This is a genomic window from Pseudomonas sp. P7779 (assembly GCF_013386315.1).
GTDB lineage: Bacteria > Pseudomonadota > Gammaproteobacteria > Pseudomonadales > Pseudomonadaceae > Aquipseudomonas.
Genome location: NZ_JACARZ010000055.1, coordinates 1 through 19,129, shown reverse-complemented (window position 1 = coordinate 19,129; position 19,129 = coordinate 1). Strand labels below are relative to the sequence as shown.

The 19,129-nt window shown below is 58.9% G+C and carries 20 protein-coding genes; 10 read left to right on the top strand and 10 right to left on the bottom strand.

Annotation, left to right across the window (positions count from 1 at the left end):
- Positions 1-173: 173 nt before the first annotated feature.
- On the bottom strand, positions 174-2,189 hold the full coding sequence (gene uvrB, locus HX869_RS16840) for an excinuclease ABC subunit UvrB (protein ID WP_178903376.1): 2,016 nt from the start codon (positions 2,187-2,189) through the stop codon (positions 174-176).
- Between the two features lie 343 nt (positions 2,190-2,532).
- Here uvrB and HX869_RS16835 point away from each other — a divergent pair, with 343 nt between their 5' ends.
- Together HX869_RS16835 and HX869_RS16830 are read left to right on the top strand one after the other, a co-directional pair.
- Positions 2,533-3,729: an amino acid aminotransferase gene (locus HX869_RS16835; protein WP_177069234.1), complete on the top strand. Its 1,197-nt coding sequence runs from the start codon at positions 2,533-2,535 to the stop codon at positions 3,727-3,729.
- A gap of 319 nt (positions 3,730-4,048) precedes the next feature.
- On the top strand, positions 4,049-4,258 hold the full coding sequence (locus tag HX869_RS16830; RefSeq protein ID WP_017478782.1) for a hypothetical protein: 210 nt from the start codon (positions 4,049-4,051) through the stop codon (positions 4,256-4,258).
- Between the two features lie 728 nt (positions 4,259-4,986).
- Here HX869_RS16830 and HX869_RS16825 read toward each other — a convergent pair.
- Positions 4,987-5,862, bottom strand: coding sequence for a LysR family transcriptional regulator (locus HX869_RS16825; protein WP_178903375.1), 876 nt, complete (start codon positions 5,860-5,862; stop codon positions 4,987-4,989).
- A 104-nt stretch (positions 5,863-5,966) separates the two neighbouring features.
- Between HX869_RS16825 and HX869_RS16820 the strand changes: the two genes are divergently transcribed.
- The gene (locus tag HX869_RS16820; protein ID WP_178903374.1) at positions 5,967-7,358 is read left to right on the top strand and encodes an aldehyde dehydrogenase family protein; all 1,392 of its coding nucleotides are present in this window, start codon (positions 5,967-5,969) and stop codon (positions 7,356-7,358) included.
- A gap of 33 nt (positions 7,359-7,391) precedes the next feature.
- Here HX869_RS16820 and HX869_RS16815 read toward each other — a convergent pair whose 3' ends face one another.
- Positions 7,392-8,030, bottom strand: coding sequence for a TetR family transcriptional regulator (locus HX869_RS16815; protein ID WP_102605762.1), 639 nt, complete (start codon positions 8,028-8,030; stop codon positions 7,392-7,394).
- Positions 8,031-8,159: 129 nt separating this feature from the next.
- Here HX869_RS16815 and HX869_RS16810 point away from each other — a divergent pair, with 129 nt between their 5' ends.
- From HX869_RS16810 to HX869_RS16800, 3 genes are read left to right on the top strand one after another with little or no spacing between them, the layout of a single operon-like run.
- Positions 8,160-8,816 (top strand): O-methyltransferase, encoded by a 657-nt coding sequence (locus tag HX869_RS16810; protein WP_178903373.1) that lies wholly within the window; start codon positions 8,160-8,162, stop codon positions 8,814-8,816.
- A 22-nt stretch (positions 8,817-8,838) separates the two neighbouring features.
- Positions 8,839-10,044, top strand: a complete 1,206-nt coding sequence (locus HX869_RS16805) for an arabinose transporter (protein WP_177035784.1) — start codon at positions 8,839-8,841, stop codon at positions 10,042-10,044.
- A gap of 22 nt (positions 10,045-10,066) precedes the next feature.
- The gene (locus HX869_RS16800) at positions 10,067-11,278 is read left to right on the top strand and encodes a YeeE/YedE family protein (protein ID WP_177009663.1); all 1,212 of its coding nucleotides are present in this window, start codon (positions 10,067-10,069) and stop codon (positions 11,276-11,278) included.
- Positions 11,279-11,393: 115 nt separating this feature from the next.
- Here the strand turns inward: HX869_RS16800 and HX869_RS16795 are convergent, their stop codons facing one another.
- The 5 genes from HX869_RS16795 to HX869_RS16775 all read right to left on the bottom strand — a co-directional run bounded on the left by HX869_RS16795 (position 11,394) and on the right by HX869_RS16775 (position 14,463).
- Positions 11,394-11,777 (bottom strand): cytochrome c, encoded by a 384-nt coding sequence (locus HX869_RS16795; RefSeq protein ID WP_008438795.1) that lies wholly within the window; start codon positions 11,775-11,777, stop codon positions 11,394-11,396.
- 33 nt (positions 11,778-11,810) lie between these two features.
- Complete coding sequence (locus tag HX869_RS16790) at positions 11,811-12,710, bottom strand: alpha/beta hydrolase (protein WP_003214491.1); 900 nt, start codon at positions 12,708-12,710, stop codon at positions 11,811-11,813.
- 147 nt (positions 12,711-12,857) lie between these two features.
- Complete coding sequence (locus tag HX869_RS16785; protein WP_076016149.1) at positions 12,858-13,298, bottom strand: TspO/MBR family protein; 441 nt, start codon at positions 13,296-13,298, stop codon at positions 12,858-12,860.
- Positions 13,299-13,422: 124 nt separating this feature from the next.
- Complete coding sequence (locus tag HX869_RS16780; protein WP_178903372.1) at positions 13,423-13,815, bottom strand: hypothetical protein; 393 nt, start codon at positions 13,813-13,815, stop codon at positions 13,423-13,425.
- A gap of 48 nt (positions 13,816-13,863) precedes the next feature.
- On the bottom strand, positions 13,864-14,463 hold the full coding sequence (locus HX869_RS16775) for a hypothetical protein (protein ID WP_178903371.1): 600 nt from the start codon (positions 14,461-14,463) through the stop codon (positions 13,864-13,866).
- Positions 14,464-14,577: 114 nt separating this feature from the next.
- On the opposite strand from HX869_RS16775, the gene HX869_RS31575 reads away from it, so the two are divergent.
- The 4 genes from HX869_RS31575 to HX869_RS31565 all read left to right on the top strand — a co-directional run bounded on the left by HX869_RS31575 (position 14,578) and on the right by HX869_RS31565 (position 15,869).
- Positions 14,578-14,706 carry a hypothetical protein gene (locus HX869_RS31575; protein WP_256344535.1) on the top strand — a complete coding sequence of 43 codons (129 nt, stop codon included), beginning with the start codon at positions 14,578-14,580 and terminating at the stop codon, positions 14,704-14,706.
- A 321-nt stretch (positions 14,707-15,027) separates the two neighbouring features.
- Positions 15,028-15,360 carry a DUF6124 family protein gene (locus HX869_RS16770; protein WP_178903377.1) on the top strand — a complete coding sequence of 111 codons (333 nt, stop codon included), beginning with the start codon at positions 15,028-15,030 and terminating at the stop codon, positions 15,358-15,360.
- 171 nt (positions 15,361-15,531) lie between these two features.
- Positions 15,532-15,768, top strand: coding sequence for a hypothetical protein (locus tag HX869_RS31570; RefSeq protein ID WP_256736771.1), 237 nt, complete (start codon positions 15,532-15,534; stop codon positions 15,766-15,768).
- Positions 15,744-15,869: a hypothetical protein gene (locus HX869_RS31565; RefSeq protein WP_256736772.1), complete on the top strand. Its 126-nt coding sequence runs from the start codon at positions 15,744-15,746 to the stop codon at positions 15,867-15,869. Before HX869_RS31570 ends, HX869_RS31565 begins: the two co-directional genes overlap by 25 nt.
- 22 nt (positions 15,870-15,891) lie before the next feature.
- On the opposite strand, the gene HX869_RS16765 is transcribed toward HX869_RS31565, so the two are convergent.
- Positions 15,892-16,125 (bottom strand): hypothetical protein, encoded by a 234-nt coding sequence (locus tag HX869_RS16765; RefSeq protein ID WP_178903370.1) that lies wholly within the window; start codon positions 16,123-16,125, stop codon positions 15,892-15,894.
- Positions 16,126-16,451: 326 nt separating this feature from the next.
- Positions 16,452-18,407, bottom strand: a complete 1,956-nt coding sequence (locus HX869_RS16760) for an AAA family ATPase (protein WP_178903369.1) — start codon at positions 18,405-18,407, stop codon at positions 16,452-16,454.
- Between the last annotated feature and the right edge of the window lie 722 nt (positions 18,408-19,129).

The window sequence follows — 19,129 nt, the reverse complement described above, 5'->3', positions numbered from 1 at the left end:
AGCCGCACCCTTGCTCGGGGCGGTCGTGAGTTGGAGGAACTTCGCTACCAATCCCAAAAGTGACGCTGAACCTGTGGCGAGGGAGCTTGCTCCCGCTGGGCTGCGAAGCGGCCCCAAAATTCTGGGAGCGCTTCGCACTCCAGCGGGAGCAAGCTCCCTCGCCACAACGATCATCACACAGCCAGCAACCGCTCCCGCAACTTGCCGATCTCATCGCGCATCTGCGCCGCCGCTTCAAACTCCAGATCCCGCGCCAGCTGGTACATCTTCTCTTCCAACTGACGAATACGCTTGGTGATCTCGCTCGGCGAACGCAATTCCGCTTCGTACTTGGCATTCTCCTCCGCAGCCTTGGCCATGCCCTTGCGCTTCTTGCTGCGCGAACCCGGCACCGTTGCGCCTTCCATGATGTCGGCCACGTCCTTGAACACACCCTTCGGCGTGATGCCATGCTCCAGGTTGTAGGCAATCTGCTTGTCGCGACGACGCTCGGTCTCGCCAATCGCCCGTTCCATGGAACCGGTAATCCGGTCCGCATACAGAATCGCCCGGCCATTCAGGTTGCGCGCCGCCCGGCCAATGGTCTGGATCAACGAGCGCTCGGAACGCAGGAAGCCTTCCTTGTCCGCATCCAGAATCGCCACCAGGGACACTTCCGGCATATCCAGGCCTTCACGCAGCAGGTTGATCCCCACCAGCACATCGAAGGCGCCCAGGCGCAGGTCGCGGATGATTTCCACGCGCTCCACGGTGTCGATGTCCGAGTGCAAATAGCGCACGCGCACGCCGTGGTCGGCCAGGTAATCGGTCAAGTCTTCGGACATGCGCTTGGTCAGCGTGGTGACCAGCACCCGCTCTTCCAGGGCCACGCGCTTGGTGATTTCCGAAAGCAGATCATCCACCTGAGTCAGCGCCGGGCGGATTTCGATTTGCGGGTCCACCAGGCCGGTCGGGCGCACCAGTTGCTCAACTACCCGCCCGGCATGTTCGGCCTCGTAGTTACCCGGCGTGGCCGAGACAAAAATCGTCTGCGGGCTGATGCCTTCGAACTCGTCAAAACGCATCGGCCGGTTATCCAGCGCCGATGGCAGGCGGAAGCCGTATTCCACCAGGGTCTCTTTACGGGAACGGTCACCTTTGTACATCGCGCCCACCTGCGGCACGCTGACGTGGGACTCGTCGATCACCAGCAAGGCATCGTCCGGCAGGTAATCGAACAAGGTAGGTGGCGCCTGCCCGGACTCGCGGCCCGAGAGGTAGCGCGAGTAGTTTTCGATGCCGTTGCAGTAGCCCAGCTCGAGGATCATCTCCAGGTCGAAGCGGGTGCGCTGTTCCAGGCGCTGGGCTTCCACCAGCTTGTTGTTGGAACGCAGGTATTCCAGGCGCTCCACCAGCTCAGCCTTGATGCCCTCGATGGCGCCCATCAGGGTTTCGCGCGGGGTCACGTAGTGGCTTTTCGGGTAGAAGGTGAAGCGCGGCAGCTTGCGGATCACTTCGCCGGTCAACGGGTCGAAGGCCGACAGGCTCTCGACTTCATCGTCGAACAGCTCGATGCGGATCGCTTCCAGGTCGGATTCCGCCGGGTAGATGTCGATCACATCGCCGCGCACGCGGAAGCTCGCCCGGGCGAAGTCTATGTCGTTGCGGGTGTATTGCAGGCTCGTCAGGCGACGCAACAGTTCGCGCTGGTCGAGTTTGTCGCCGCGGTCGACGTGCAGCACCATCTTCAAATAGGTTTCCGGGCTGCCCAGGCCGTAGATGCACGACACCGTGGTGACGATGATCGCGTCCTTGCGTTCCAGCAGCGCCTTGGTCGCCGAGAGCCGCATCTGCTCGATGTGGTCGTTGATCGAGGCGTCTTTCTCGATAAAGGTGTCGGACGACGGTACGTAGGCTTCCGGCTGGTAGTAGTCGTAGTAGGAAACGAAGTACTCCACCGCGTTGTTCGGGAAGAACGCCTTGAACTCGCCATACAACTGCGCGGCCAGGGTCTTGTTCGGCGCCAGCACCAGGGTCGGACGGTTCACCTGGGCGATCACGTTGGCGATGCTGAAAGTCTTGCCGGAGCCGGTCACCCCGAGCAAGGTCTGGTGCGCGAGGCCGGCCTCAATGCCTTCGACCATCAGGCGGACGGCTTCCGGTTGATCGCCGGCGGGCTCGAAACGGGTGACTAGCTGGAAATCCGACATAACGTACCTCTTGAGTCACCCCGAGGCCGGAAAAAGCAACGGGGACGAAAAAGACCGCGACCCGCGACTGTTCGGCGCAGGTTGCAGGAAAAAACCATGATAGCTGTAGAAGTGGAGGCGAATGTGACGGGTTTCAAGGCAATCGTCCTACATGCCGTTGGTCACCCATGTTGCAATAAGACTAACGGTCGGTAAATAAACCGAAAAACTTGGCCGAAAAGCCGTTTCGGCTGTCGCCGTGAGCAGTGATGGCCTCTATACTAGCTCCCCGTTTGTGCACCGCTCTAGTGCATTCGGCTGGAGCGCGACACGTCCCTCCACTCTCTATAGAGCTGCCGCAAAAATGAGCCTGTTCTCCGCTGTCGAAATGGCACCACGCGATCCAATCCTGGGCCTCAACGAAGCATTCAACGCCGATACCCGAACCACCAAGGTCAACCTTGGCGTGGGCGTTTACTGCAACGAGGAGGGGAAGATTCCACTCTTGCGTGCCGTTGCCGAAGCGGAAGCCATTCGCGTGGCGCAACACGCCGCCCGTGGCTACTTGCCGATCGACGGTATTGTTGCCTACGACCAGGCCGTGCAAAAGCTGCTGTTCGGCGCGCAATCGCCGCTGATCAGCTCCGGCCGCGTTATCACCGCCCAAGCGGTCGGCGGCACCGGCGCCCTGAAAATCGGCGCTGACTTCCTCAAGCAACTGCTGCCCAACGCCGTCGTCGCCATCAGCGACCCGAGCTGGGAAAACCACCAGGCGCTGTTCGAAAAAGCCGGCTTCCCGGTGCAGACCTATCGTTACTACGACGCCGCCACCCACGACGTAAACCGCGCCGGCCTGCTGGAAGACCTCAACGCCCTGCCGCCACAGTCCATCGTCGTGCTGCACGCCTGCTGCCACAACCCGACCGGCGTCGACCTGAGCCCGGCCGACTGGCAACAAGTGCTGGACGTGGTCAAGGCGAAAAACCTCGTGCCGTTCCTCGACATGGCCTACCAGGGCTTTGGCGACGGCATCGACGAAGACGCCGCTGCGGTGCGCCTGTTCGCCGAGTCGGGCCTGACCTTCTTTGTGTCCAGCTCGTTCTCCAAGTCGTTCTCGCTGTACGGCGAGCGCGTGGGCGCCCTGTCCATCGTCACCGACTCCAAGGAAGAAAGCGCGCGCATCCTGTCCCAGGTCAAGCGCGTGATCCGCACCAACTACTCCAACCCGCCGACCCACGGCGCGGCGATTGTGGCGGCAGTGCTGAACAACCCTGAGCTGCGCGCCCAGTGGGAAGCCGAACTGGCCGAAATGCGCCTGCGCATTCGCGGCATGCGCGAGCAGATGGTGGCTGACCTGGCCAAGGCTGCTCCGGGCCACGACTTCAGCTTCGTCGGTCGCCAGCGCGGGATGTTCTCCTACTCCGGCCTGAGCGTTGAGCAAGTGACGCGCCTGCGCAGCGAGTTTGGCATCTATGCGTTGGATACCGGCCGTATCTGTGTGGCGGCGTTGAACCAGAACAACATTGATGCCGTGACCAAGGCCATCGTTCAGGTGCTGTAAGCCTGTTGTGATACAAAAAAGGGGAAGCCGGTGGCTTCCCCTTTTTACTGCAACATTCTTTTGTGAACACCGAACCTGTGGCGAGGGGGCTTGTCCCCCGTTGGGCTGCGCAGCGGCCCCAAAAACCTGCCACCGTGAACTTTCTGAATGAATGCGGTGCCTGAATGGGGGCCGCTTCGCGCCCCAGCGGGAGCAAGCTCCCTCGCCACAGGGTGAGCAGATTGCTTCAATAGATGAGTGCATCCCCCCTAAAAATTCGCTGCTTTCAGTCCGCTGCCCCTAGACTGACAGCAAGACAGTCCCCTTCCTTGAGTAGCCTATGAGAAACGACGACCTGGACCTGCGTGCCGACCGCGACGAACTGGACCACTTCACCCCGCGCCCACCACCCGCCAAGCGCCAGAAAAGCCTGGTGCTGCAAGTCGCGCTCGGCGTATTCCTCGGTGGTTTGGCCTTATGGCTGGTGCAACTGGGCGCCGGCGCCCTGATGGCCAAGCTGGCCATGGGCACCTTCCAGTTCGGCGGCTGACAAAGATCAAATGTGGGGGCCGTCGAGCTTTAGCGAGGCCGCGATAGTGGTGGATCAGGCACCATCAATGTCGACTGTGCCGACGCCTTCGCAGCCTCGCTGAAGCTCGACAGCTCCCACAGGAGATCTACTCCCGCCTTCAGTCCGCGCTCGTATGGTTGGTGCAACTCGTGCAAGCAGACACCTGCAATTTGGCGGCTGACAAAGACCAAATGTGGGAGCCGTCGAGCTTCAGCGAGGCCGCGATAGCGGTGGGTCAGGCACCCTCAATATCGACTGTGCCGACGCCTTCGCAGCCTCGCTGAAGCTCGACAGCTCCCACAGGGGATCTACTCCCGCCTTCAGTCCGCTCTCTTGTGGCTGGTTCAACTCGATCCAAGCAGTCCCCCTGCAATTTGGCGGCTGACAAAGACCAAATGTGGGAGCCGTCGAGCTTCAGCGAGGCGCGATAGCGGTGGGTCAGGCACCCTCAATATCGACTGTGCCGACGCCTTCGCAGCCTCGCTGAAGCTCGACAGCTCCCACAGGGGATCTACTCCCGCCTTCAGTCCGCGCTCGTGTGGCTGGTTCAACTCGATCCAAGCAGTCCCCCTGCAATTTGGCGGCTGACAAAGATCAAATGTGGGAGCCGTCGAGCTTCAGCGAGGCCGCGATAGCGGTGGGTCAGGCACCATAAATGTCGACTGTGCCGACGCCATCGCAGCCTCGCCGGGGCTCAGCTGCTACGGCTACGATGCCAGGGCCAGGCCACGCTCTTCCAGCAACTGCACAAAACTGTTCAGACTCTGCGACACCGTACCCCGGCGCCAGATCAGCCAGGTATTCAGAATCCGGAACGTATCGGTCAGCGGCCACACACTCACCGCCGTAAACCCCGGCATGCTCTCCAGCATGCTCCGTGGCATCAGCGCCAACCCGGCACCGGCACTCACACACGCGAGCATCCCGTGGTAGGACTCCATCTCGAAGATCTTCCCCGGCACCGCGCCATCCTGTGAAAACCAACGCTCGAAGTGATGCCGGTACGAACAGTTCGAACGAAACGTGTAGATGCTCTCCCCGCTCACATCCCGCCCCCGGGTGATCGGCGCGTGATGCAACGGCGCAATCACCACCATCTCCTCCTCGAACACCGCCACGCCCTCCAGCGTCGCGTGCAACACCGGCCCATCGACAAACGCCGCCGCCAGCCGCCCCGACAACACACCCTCGATCATCGTGCCGGACGGCCCGGTGGTCAGGTCCAGCTCGACCTTGGCGTGCTTCTGGTTATACGCCGCGAGCAATGCCGGGATGCGCACCGCCGCCGTACTCTCCAGCGAGCCCAACGCAAACGCGCCCTGGGGCTCCTCCCCCGCCACCGTCGCCCGGGCCTCTTGCACCAGGTCGAGAATGCGCCGCGCATACTCGAGGAAATTCCACCCGGCCGGTGACAAACGCAATCGGCTCTTCTCGCGAATAAACAAGTCCACGCCCAGGTCCTGCTCCAATTGCTTGATCCGCGTGGTCAGGTTCGACGGCACGCGATGGATCAATTGCGCTGCAGCGCTGATGCTGCCTTGCTCGGCAACGGCTTTGAAAATTTCCAGCTGGACCAGATCCAAATCATTCTCCAAACGTGAACGTATTGCTTAATATTATTCAGTTTCCGAAAAAGATACAGCCCCGTACGCTGGCCTCCATCCCATTCACTGCGCAGGACGGTGCCATGAACTCCATTTCCTCCCAGACCCACGCGTTGTCGATCAACCCCGCCAACGGTGAAACGGTCGCCAGCTACCCGTACGAAACCGAGGCGCAGCTGGATGCCGCCCTCACCCGCTCGATCAACGCCTTCCGCAACGGGCGCAATACCCCCGCCGCCCAGCGCGCCGAATTGCTGCTGGCCCTGGCCAGCACCCTGCGCGACCAGGCCGAAGAAATGGCCCAGATGATCACCCTGGAAATGGGCAAACCCATCGCCCAGGCCCGTGGCGAAATCGAAAAATGCGCGCAACTCGCCGAGTGGTACGCCGCCCACGGCCCAGCCATGCTGGCCCCGGAAGCCACCCTGGTGGACAACGGCACCGCCCAGATCGAATACCGCCCGCTGGGCCCGATCCTCGCTGTAATGCCGTGGAACTTCCCGGTGTGGCAAGTACTGCGCGGCGCGGTGCCAACCATGCTCAGCGGCAACACCTACGTGCTCAAGCACGCGCCTAACGTGATGGGCAGCGCGTACCTGATGAAACAAGCCTTCCAGCGCGCCGGCTTTGCCGATGGCCTGTTCGAAGTGATCAACGTCACCCAGGACGGCGTGTCCAAAGCCATCGCCGACCCGCGCATCGCCGCCGTGACCCTCACCGGCAGCGTGCGCGCCGGCATGGCCATCGGTTCCCAGGCCGGGGCCGCGCTGAAAAAATGCGTACTGGAACTGGGCGGTTCCGACCCGTTCATCGTGCTCAACGACGCCAACCTCGACGAAGCCGTGCAAGCCGCCCTGATCGGCCGTTTCCAGAACTCCGGCCAGGTGTGCGCCGCCGCCAAGCGCCTGATCATCGAAGAAGGCGTGGTGGAAGCCTTCACCGCCAAATTCCTCGAAGCCAGCCGCAACCTGGTGATGGGCGACCCGACCGCTACCGAGACCTACATCGGCCCGATGGCCCGCTTCGACCTGCGGGACGAACTCGACGGCCAGGTCCAGGCCACCCTGGCCGAAGGCGCCACCCTGCTGCTGGGCGGCAGCAAAGTCGAAGGCGCGGGCAACTACTACGCCCCCACCGTGCTGGCCAACGTCACCGACCAGATGACCTCGTTCAAACAGGAACTGTTCGGGCCGGTCGCTTCCATCATCACCGCCCGGGATGCGGACCACGCCGTGGCCCTCGCCAACGACAGTGAGTTCGGCCTGACCGCCAGTGTGTTCACCACCGACCCAGAAAAGGCACGCAGCATCGCCAACCAACTGGAAACCGGCGGGATCTTTATCAACGCCTACAGCGTGTCCGATCCCCGGGTCTCGTTTGGTGGTGTGAAAAAGAGCGGCTTCGGGCGGGAGTTGTCGCACTTTGGTGTGCGGGAATTCTGCAACGCGCAGACCGTGTGGCTGAACCGCCGCTAAGCAAGCGCTGCAAACGATGGCCCGCCCTGCGGGTCATCGTGTTGTCTGGTTCAGCACCGTCACGTACGCACCGAACATATCCGCCATGGCGTCCGCATAGGCGGTGATTTGCGCCTCGGTGCGCGGGCTTCCCGAGAACTCCTTTGCCACCGAACTGAACGTGGTGGCGATCAAATCGCAAGCCAAAGCGCGGGTGGCTTCAGGCACCTGCGGCAGCAGTTCCAGCATGAACGCCTGGAAAATCTGTTGCCCTTCTGCGCGAACCTCATGGGCTTCGGGCGCATCACGGTACAGCGGCGCAGCGTCGCTCAGGGCGACACGCATCTGCGCCTCCTCACATTCCGAACGAATAAACGCATGCACCAACGCCCGCAACCGCTCAAGGGCCGGCTGGCTTACGTCCTGCAGAATGCGGCTGAGCATCTGCGAGGTTTGCTGCCACTCATCGGTCTGCAGCCGAAACAGGATGGCCGCCTTGTTGGGAAAGTACTGGTACACCGACCCCACGCTGACACCGGCCTTTTCCGCGACCCGTGCGGTGGTGAAACGGCTGGCACCTTCCTTGGCCAAAACCTGAATAGCCGCTTCGAGAATGGCCGTCACCAACCCAGTGGATCGCGCCTGTTTGGGCTCTTTGCGTGAGGAAATCTGCGAGGTCTGGCGATCGGTCATGGGGCCTTCCTGCTGCCGTTGGAATGCGAATAGCGAATGTGACGAATTGTTCGCATACTTTAAATGCGACGAATCATTCGCATACTAGCCCGGCGCCTCACGGCGCTCAACCTGCAGCAGGACATCCCCATGAATACGCTTACCTCGGCCCCGATGGCGGCCCTGATTGAACGGCTGTACACACAGGCCGATGCCGCCACCAGCCCCATCATCAACACAGTGACCCACGAAGAACGCGACCGCCTGATGCGCAGCAAGACCGACTACCTGGCACTCTACGGCATGCTGAAAGACCTGTGGTTGCCCGTCTCCCGCGACACCGGCACCCTGCTGTACATGCTCGCACGCAGCAGCAAAGCGCAGGCCATCGTCGAGTTCGGTACTTCGTTCGGCCTGTCCACCCTGCACCTGGCGGCCGCCCTGCGGGACAACGGCGGCGGCACGCTGATCAGCAGCGAGTTCGAGCCCTCGAAGATCGCTCTCGCCCGGCAACACCTGGAGCAAGGCGGCGTGAGCGACCTCGTGGAGATCCGCCAAGGCGATGCCCTGGTCACCCTGGCCACCGGCCTGCCCGACAGCGTCGACCTGCTGCTGCTCGACGGCGCCAAGGCGCTGTATGGCGACGTGTTGAACCTGGTGGAAAGCCGCCTCAAGCCTGGCGCGCTGATCATCGCCGACAACACCGACTACTGCCCCGACTACCTGGCCCGGGTGCGTTCGCCAGTAAACGGCTACCTGTCGGTGCCGATCGGTGACGACGTCGAGCTTTCCGTTCGCCTGGGCTGATGCCCGTCAGAGGATTCAACTCATGTCTGGATTGGTAAGCCCTGTGGTACTGAAATTACTGCCCATCACCCTGGCGGTGTTTGTCGGGTTCCTGATCATCGGCATGCAACTGCCGGTGCTGCCGCTGCACCTGCACAACACCTTGGGCATGGACACGCTGGTGGTGGGCGTGGTGATCGGTGCGCAGTTTGCCGGGGCATTGTTGTCGCGGTCCTGGGCCGGCAATTTTGCCGATATGCGCGGCCCCAAGCGCGCCATGCTCGTGGGCATGCTGGTGGCGGCCAGCTCCGGCTTGATCTACCTCGCGTCCCTGGCGTTTGTGGCGTCGCCGGTGGTCTCGGTGTGGGTGTTGCTCGCCGGGCGCGTGGTGCTGGCGCTGGGGGAAAGCCTGATCGTGACCGGCTCGATGGGCTGGGGTGTCGGGTTGGTGGGGCCGCAAAATACCGGCAAGGTCATGGCCTGGATCGGCATCGCAATCTACGCCGCGTTTGCCCTGGGCGCGCCCCTTGGGGTGGCGGTGAATAGCCAGTGGGGTTTCAGCGGGATCGCCGTCGGGACCATGGTGATTCCGCTGCTGGCACTGGCCATCGTCGCCGGAGCGCAAGGCGTTGCGCCCACCAGCCAGCGGCGCACCTCGTTTTTCAAGGTGCTGCGCTCGGTGTGGGTACCGGGGTTGGGCCTGGCCTTTGCAAGCGTCGGGTTTGGCGTGATTACCGCGTTTATCGCGCTGCTGTTTGCCACCAAGGCCTGGGGCAATGCGTCATTGGCGTTTACCGCCTTTGGCCTGGCGTTTATCGGCGCGCGGATTTTCTTCGGGCACCTGCCCGACAAGATCGGCGGTGCCAAGGTCGCGCTGGTGTGCGTGATAATCGAAGCCGCCGGGCAGCTGTTGATCTGGGGCGCAGACAGCGCCTTGACCGCCTACCTGGGCGCGGCGCTGACCGGTTTCGGCTACTCCCTGGCGTTTCCCGGCTTTGGGGTAGAGGCGATAAAGCGCGCGCCGCCCCAATCCCGCAGCCTGGCGATGGGTGCGTATGTGGCGTTCCTGGATATTTCGCTGGGGGTCAGCACCCCGCTGATCGGCGCTTTGGCCGGCGTGGCCGGAGTGGCATCGGTGTACCTGGCGGGCGCAGTGGCCGTGGCGCTGTCGGTGATCGTGGCGCTGGCGTTGCTTTTCAAGGCGCCAGTGGCGGAGCGCGAGGTTTATACTTCGCCACCTCGCCCTTAACCCACATCACCCGAGATTCCCGATGAGCCTTTCCCTGTCCACAACCCCAGCGCGCAAGCCGGTCGCGCCATTGCTGGCGTTTGCCATCCTGCTGTTCGGCGCCGTCTTCCTGCAAAACAGCGTCGGCTCGCGCCAGGTGCTGTTGCTGGTGGTCGGCGCCGCACTGGGCCTGACGCTGTACCACGCTGCCTTCGGCTTCACCTCGGCCTGGCGGGTGTTCATCACCGACCGGCGTGGCGCGGGCTTGCGTGCGCAGATGGTGATGCTGGCGATTGCCGTGGTGCTGTTCTTCCCCGCGCTGGGAGCCGGCACGTTGTTCGGCCAACCCGTGGTCGGGCTGGTGGCGCCGGCCGGGGTTTCGGTGGTGTTCGGGGCATTCATCTTCGGCATCGGCATGCAGCTGGGCGGCGGTTGTGCGTCCGGCACCCTGTTCACCGTGGGCGGTGGTAACGCGCGCATGCTGGTGACGCTGTTCTTCTTTATCTGTGGTTCGTTGATCGCGACTCACCACGTCGACTGGTGGTTCTCGCTGCCTTCGTTCCCGGCGGTTTCCATCGTCAAAAGCTTCGGCGTGGTGCCGGCCTTGCTGCTGAGCCTGGCCGTATTTGGCATCATCGCGGCAGTCACCGTGCGCCTGGAAAAAGGCCGTCACGGGCAACTCGAAGCCGGCGTGACCAGCGAACACCAGGGCCTGCGCCGCTTCCTGCGCGGGCCATGGCCATTGGTGTGGGGCGCAATTGGCCTGGCCCTGCTCAACTACGCCACCCTGGCACTGGCCGGGCGGCCATGGGGTATCACTTCGGCGTTCGCGCTGTGGGGCGCCAAGGTTGCCGGCGGGTTGGGCGTAGACGTAGGCAGCTGGGCGTTCTGGCAAATGCCGGGCAATGCCAAGGCCCTGGCGGCGCCGGTGTGGGAAGACGTCACCAGCGTGATGGACGTCGGCATCATCCTCGGTGCGCTGTTGGCTGCGGGATTGGCCGGGCGTTTCGCTCCAAGCCTGAAGATTCCGGCACGCTCGCTGTTCGCCGCGGTGATCGGTGGGTTGCTGCTGGGTTATGGCTCGCGACTGGCGTACGGCTGCAACATCGGCGCGTACTTCAGCGGGATTGCCTCGGGCAGCCTGCATGGCTGGGTGTGGTTGGTGGCGGCGTTTATCGGCAATAGCGTGGGCGTGCGGTTGCGGCCGTTCTTCTTTGCAGGTGAGCGTCCGCAAGTAGCGTTGAGCGGTTGCTGACTGATCGTTCCCACGCGCAGCAAAGGAATGCCGCCAGGGACGCTCTGCGTCCCGCTGTTGGTGACGCGGAGCGTCACGGTATGCATTCCCACGCAGAGCGTGGGAACGAGCAGCATCATCGGCTTTTTGAAATCACTCCGCTCATGTACTGATTCAAGTCGCGGAAGTCCTGAACTTTCCAGGTGAACGGTGACAACTTCACACCGTTCTCCCGCAACGTTCTGGGAATCAGGTCGCCATTTGGACGAAGAATGACGGACGACACGATAACGCCCGGATAATCACTCAAGCGTTTTTTGAAAGTAGCCGTTGTCAGGTCAGGCGTAGGCGGATTGCTTTTATTCGCCAAGGGTCCCGTGCCTTTGATATCCGCGCCGTGGCACATGGCGCAGCGCTGCAGATAAATGTTTTTCCCGTTAGCGTTGTCCGCAAAGGACAGTGATGTTTGAACCAGCGATAAAATCCCCAGCGACGCGATGAACGACTTTCTTATTTTCATCTTTCCATGTGGCCTTGTTGTAAAAATCCAATATCAACCAACCGAGCGTAAACGACCCGTGATCCAATCGCGGCTGTAAGCCAGCACGCGGCCCGACATCGCCGTCGGAAAATGAATAAACCCATGAGCCGCCTGCGGTAACAAAAACACCTCGGACCCCGCCCATCGCTCGGCCATCTGCAGCGTGTCGTCCAGCAACGGGTCCAGCTCCCCCACAAACATCAGTGCCGGCGGCAGCCCGGCAAGGTCGCCATACAACGGTGACAACGGCGGCTGCCGACGCTGCTCGTCACTCAGGCCCGGCGTCAGCAAACGCAGCGCCTCCACCATGCCCGGCCCGTCCAGCAACAGCGTTTCCCGCCCCGCCGTGCGCACGCTCGGTGTACCGGTCAAATCGTAGACGCCGTAATACAGCACCGCCCCGCTCACCCGCGCCAGCAATTCGGGCGATTGCTTCAGCGCCAGCAGCGTGGCCGCCGCCAGATGCCCACCGGCAGACTCGCCGACAACGATCACCGGCAGGCCGGCAAACTCCTCACAGTCCGCGAGCAACCAGCGCGCCGTGGCCAGGCAGTCTTCCAGAATCCCTTCGACCGGCGTATTCACCGCCAGCCGATAATCCACCGACACCACCGCCACCTCGCACGCATTCACCATGGCCACGTTGAGGTCGTCATTCATCTGCGCATTGCCGATCACCCAGCCGCCGCCATGGATATCCAGCACCACGCCTTTGGCCTTGCCCTTCGGCCGGATGATGCGCACCGGCACCGAGCCCACCCGCCGGCTTTCAGCCTGCAGGCCATGCTTGAGCAACTTGTTGCCGGCCACCATCTGGCTGGAGCGCAACAGCGCCTGGATCACCCGGGGCGTCACGCGGTTGCGGATGCGAAAACGCGGCATCCAGGCGAGCTTCTGGTTAAAGCGCTGCATTTGCGCCAGTTCATGTTCTTCAGCAGGCCACAGCGTGTGAGTTCCCAATTCGATATTCCCTCTATCTCTAAAAGAGATGTTCACCTTGGCCAGTGTGCGTGGGCATCATGGCAATGATGTTTCCGCCCTCTGCCCACGCCGCCAGGCTCAGCGGTTATTGCGCAGGATGGAGAAATTCAACGCAGCCGCAACGCTGAGCCACACCAGGTACGGGAACAGGATCAGCCCGGTGATCAAATCCAGGCGCACCGTCAGCAGCACCATGGCGGCCACTACCAGCCACAGCAGCGTGATGATCACCATCCCGGCGAAAATCCGGTGGGCGCCGAAGAACACCGGCGTCCACAGGGTGTTGAGTGCGATCTGTGCAGCCCATAGAGCCAGCACGATTTCGCTGCCGGGGATCAGGGTCAAGCGATAGCCAGCCCAAGCCAGCAGCAGGTAGATGATGGTCCAGGCGACCGGGAACAGCCAGTTGGGTGGCGTGAAGCTGGGTTTGACCAGGGTGGCGTACCAGTCGCCCGGTTTGAAGATAATGCCGGTGCTCGCAGCGGCACCGCAGGCCAGAAGAAAAATAAACAACGTCACCATGATCGGTCCTTAGCTGAGAGCAGCTGCCTGGAGATGAAAGCCTTGACGGCGGTTTCAGGGTTGGACGCCCCGCGCAGCAAAAAGTGTATTTTTCTTTGCTCCGTGCCCCGCCACAGATGCCCTAGCTGAACGCGATGTAAACAGGCTCCTGCTCCACCGCCGACTGCTCACAAGCACGCACCAGATCCCGTACACAATAAAGTCGCCAGCCCTTGCCCACGCCCCACTTGGCAGCCACATCCTCAAGCGAGGCTGCTTCATCCCGTGCGGCCCGCTTCCAATCATCGTGCCCGATATCGGCGATCAAGCGTGTTTGGTAGTCCTTCAAAAAGGGAAGCAAGCCCTGCGCATGATCAACCTCCAGCAGCACAATGTCAGCCGAGTCCAGTTGCTGCCTGGCCGCCTCGACCCAGTCTCGCGCCTGCAACGGCAGCGCGTCCAGCACCGCCTCAAAGGCCGATCCCGACTTGTCGCTGCCCTGAAACGAACCACACCCAATCTCGCCACCCGCCATGTCGCTCTCCTTGATAGTGATTCATACGCGCTGGGTTACTGCCGGCGACTACTTTTCCGGACAGGGATTGAACACTTCCGTCGCCGCCACCGCAGACACATACGGAATTTTCGTACCTGGAATGATCCCGACGGAGTAGGCATTTTTGCCGGTGTCACGCACATAGGTCTTGTCGGTGGTCAGATCGCCCGGCTGGTTCTCACCGAGCAGGTAATCCAGAAACTGGATTTTCACCGGCGTATTGAACTGCCCTTCGGCCGTCAGCGGAATGATCTGAGCAGCCCCCGCCCGAGTGAACGCGAAAAACGCCGCGGCGGCTTCACGGCTGCGGAAGGTTTTCACGCACAGCACATCGCGGGTACGCAGCGTGATAAAGCGCTGATAACGACCACTGGAATAGGTGCTCAGAATCAAGCCATCGTCCACCAGAACGCCCAGCCCCTGAGTGGCACGGCACTGGCCATCGCCGCCATTCTCCGAGCCGTAGGGCAAGTAGCACCAGTTGGTCTGGCTCAGGGCCCGCACCGAACCGGGGGGAATCTGCAGGTCGTGCTCGATTTGCTGCCGGGCTTCGGGTGTTTGATACGGAATGCTGCAGCCGCTGAGGATCAGGGCCAGTAACACGTACAACAGGCGATAAGAGCGCATAGGTTTTCCATAACAGGTACGGCAGGTCGTTGCGCGGGTTGCCAGGGGGTCATTCCTTTGAAAGCTGCGCAGGTTCTGTCACATTCTACGACAAGTACCTTTCGGCGAAACTTTATGGAAATACAGATTTCGGAAACGTCCGACTGGCAATTGTTCGCGGCCACAGCCGAAGTGCTGGAGCACGGTTTGAACGGTGAATGGACCGTAAAGGCCGACGGGCTGGTGGTTCCATTTGCGGGATAAAGGAGACTTTGCGTAGGCCGTAGCACCTTGCTCCTTTGCCTACGCTTGCGTCAGAATCCGCCGGCTTGTGCACCTGGGTGGTCATCTCTAAGGTTGCTCGGTCGCTGAAAACTCAGTGATCGGGTTTAGTAGCCTGAGTTTGGATATCTGTGCATGAGCTTCACCTTCTTCAGACAAGTTGTCTGTGCTTGATGGTGGCTGTGTGCAGGGCGCCTTCGGGCGCGCCGGCTCTAGATATCCACCGGTCTACTAACCTGTGCACAGCTGCCACCCTATCGTTTAGTAGCGACAAGGTGGCCGCCTCATCCAGGATATCTATATATGTTCAAAATAACGCCGAATCCGCCAAACAAGCCGGATCTAAAACTCCACCAGGCTGCCCAGCGCGCCATTGATCACTACCTCAATCCCGGCACTGATGCCGAGACAGTCCCAGAGGCAACCGCCCTCTTCAGCGTCACCTCCGGCGTCAGCAGCGAAATCCTGATCGCCAACAGCTACGAAACCGTTTCCTCCGTCAGCGCCCTGCTGCTCGACCTGTCCGACGAACTGACCGGCAAAGACCGCGACGTGGCATTGGCCATACACCAACTGAGCGAATTGAGTGTGCTGCTGATCGGCAAACTGATGGACCGCGAAACACCACGGGCGTAGAACCCAACGCGGCCCTGCGGGACTAGCCCTTCAACTCTCCCAACCGATTACTCGCCGCGTCGTCGTATGCCACATACGACGACGCGGCGAGAGGTGCACGGTGCATTCAGCCATTGCTGAACCCCGCCTGGTTCGTTGTAATGGGCCAAGTCGAAACCCAACAGGTGATTCATGGAAGCTGATCCGCTATGCCTAGTATTTGTGCCAGCCCTTGTAGCCGTTCTCACCGCCGCTGAAGACATAAAGGGCTCACCTCTTACCGAAGCTGAGGTCTGCGATATTCGGGACCGGGCGGTTTGTATCACCCTTCCCTTCAGCGTTGCGCTTGATATGGAAAGGCAGCGCGGCTATCCCGATCTGATTGCGGAGAATTGCTGGAGTGAATGGCAAAACCACAAAGGTCGTTGATCTATAAAGACCACGACGCGGCATTTGCCACTCACCCGCTGAGCGAATCGAGCGTATTGCTGATCGGCAAACTGATGGACCGCGAAACACCTCGGACGTAGAGCCCAACGCGGTCCTGTGGGACTAGCCCTTCAACTCACTCAACCGATTACTCGCCGCGTCGTCGTATGCAACGTACAGCGATTCGGCGATTTGGCTTTTGATGGCTTTAGCGCTTTCCAGACCCAATACGAAGCCTTCTGCCTTGCCGCCTGCGCGGTTCAGGTCTTCTTTGGTGTCAGCACCGGTGATGGCGTCGAGGAGTTTGATGGCTTGCGGGCCTACACCTTTTGGGAGGCTGATTTGGTCGATGCTCATTGGGATGCCTCGCATGAGGTGCGGGATAGGGTGGTGCGGGTGAACGAGGTCATGGGCGATACCTTTAGATTGAGGTCGGTAGCGCGTGGAACCACTGCCGGGGGGCCATGGTAGACCGGTATGGGAATTAAAGGGCTGGTTTCGGCCAAAAGCGGACAATCGTCCGAAGTCTCATACGGCCTAAGGCAATCACTTGGCGTGTCTACGAAAATAGTGGCGATTAACTTGGTCGCAATTTCAACTGTACATATAAAAAGTGATGGGGGGGGGGGCAAAGCGGCAAATAGAGGATTGCCGCCGTTTAAAGGGATGTGAGGCTGTGGACCTTAAGTGTGAATTGGCTCCTGTAGGTTTTTGAAGGCGTCAAGCAGGCAAATAGGTATAAGTGAAGGGAATTCGTCAACGACACGCTTCAAAATTGTTGTTTTTAAGTCGTTAGTCCGATGATAGCGTTTCAAGCCATCAAACTTTGACTTCAGTAATTCTTCAAGCTCATGCCCTTGCATTAACATGAAAGATTCTGGTAGGAATACAAATTGTCCATCAAGGTACTCGCATTTTAATTTTTTGACGTCATCGCCAGATGCTCCAGGCAAAATACTATAAACAATATAGTCTGCAATGTGCTGTAGTCGTGACTGAGTCATTTTCAATATGTCGGCGCCCCCTTCATGTTCCTCCATTCCGAGCTCGCTTCTTTCAATGCTCTTATCTTGAAATAATAGCATTGCAATTAGTAAGGGGTCTAAAATGTAATTCTCTATAGAGTAACGACGGTTGTGGCCGAGAACTACCACTTTATCATTTGGGAGATTGGTCGTATCCCAATCAATCAAACCTCTGATTGTCGGATTTCCATGGGTAGATAGCTGCCTTACAATATCCTTAACGTGATCGCATCCGCCGATTTTTGAATTACTGGATGCAATAAAGCTCAGCGATATTTCCGGGTGTAACCTGGATTTAATTTTTCTAAGAATCTGATCGTAATATTGGACGTCCAGATGGCTCTCTACAAAAATTTGACGTCTATTTTCGTAGCTGATACTTATACTCGGCACTCCCGACATCAACAGCGATAGTGCGCTGTCTTTATTGGTTTTTCTAAGCCGACTGCTTCCTTCCTTTGTCATTATAAATATGGCATCCTCCGGACAGAGCGCTACAGTTGACGGAGAGTGCGTGGTCATAATTACTTTTATTTGGCGCTCGCTAATCAATACCTTTTGAATGGTGTCGAGAAGTGATTTGGTCATTGACGGGTGCAAGGGAGCATCGATTTCGTCAAATAAAAGTACTTGGGGGTAGTTTACTCTATCGCCTGACTCCCTTGTATAATATAAGCACAATGCAAACGACATTAGAATCCTTTCGCCTGAGGAAAGGTCATTGAATTTTACTTGCGCGCCTGTGACTAAGTCTGTGAGGATTGGCTCATAGGGGCGATCATTATCTTCGTCAGGTTTATTGATTCTAAATGAAAGGTTAGCTGTTTCTAGAATATTATTCAAAAATTCCCAAGGAGGTGATCCATTTTTTTCAAAAAACTCTTTGTTACTTAATGCCGACACATTAGCGCCACGCATGTCACGACGAAAGGTGTTGAATTCATTTGCCAGAAAAGCTCCTTGGTATTCAGAGAATAGCCTAGCGAATGATTGTTGAAATAACTCCACGGGCTGCCAGGCCATTGGGTAATGCTCGTAAAATAAATCCATGTCGAACGCAATAAGCGGAACTTTGCATTTAGCTGTGATTTTATCAAGCAGTCTCGAATTGATTGCTGGATTGCTTGAGTTAAAGTTTGATACGACATTTTGGCTGTGGGCGCTCAAAGTATCTTTGATGTTTTGATGTGTGACTTCTACTTGATCCGATGGGATTCCGTAGTTTAGTAATTCTGAAATAGTCAGTGTTGCCAATTTTTTTAAATCAAGCTTGGAGAGTTCGGGCCACTGAACCAGGTATGATTCAATTCCTGGCTTTGCATTGTTGATCAAGCCAAGTATGTGGTTCCAAGTCCCGTCTCTTTCTTGTTTGCTCTGAATGCTAGCAAACGCTCCTGTATCTGAGGGAATCAATGTTGTTGCGTCAAACAACCGAATCAAACGGTTATGCGGAGAATGTGCGACCCCCTCGATTGATAGCGCCCCTTCATCCAAGGCCTTCAGCAACTGGCTCTTACCCGCGCCATTAGTACCTGTGATTATAGTGAGGTCTGGTAGCTCTACATTTTCAAATGTCTTTAGTGATTTGTAAGGACGCAAAAGGGTCAACTTCATTACTAATTAATCCATTATCAATCAATAGTTAACTGCTTATGCGAATGTCCAGGAGCGCTCTCGAACGTATTCGCTTTGGCAACATTTCACTCACCACTATTTAATCTTATCCCATGAATATCAGTAGTGGTAGCCAATGGCCGGCATCTTCTGCGTGCTCTCATGGCGATTGGAGTCGTTGCCTCACAGATAGCAGCGCATGATTTATGCCCTGAATACCATTTGGGTTTAGTCGGCTAATAGCAGGATTCTAGATAGTTCATCGCTCTGTGAGTGTCTAGCATTATCGAAAATATCGACTCAAACACGCACCTTCATGCTCTGAGGGTCTGCTATTGGCCGAAAGCGGTCTTTCGCGAATAGCCGTTCTCGACCATCACGAATTATTCAACTTATCTCAATATTGTTGGGACAAAAGCGATCTACTCCAAATCCATAAATCCGTCCCTTTTCGACCTAGTTGCCGAAAACACACTGGGACGCTCCCGCCAAACGACTCATACGATCTCTTTCTAACGACCTGCTGAATTAGAGCTAGCCGTCCCAGGCCCGGCTCCCCCTACGAATTTCGGTGGAAGCTCCTTCAGCAGGCACTCTTAGCCAACATAACTAAAACAACCCCTTGCCCCATCCCACCAAACACGCTACAAATCCCACCACCAAGTTGTACGACAACCTAAAAATGATCCCCATCCCCGACGATGGCGCCAACTCCCCCTGAG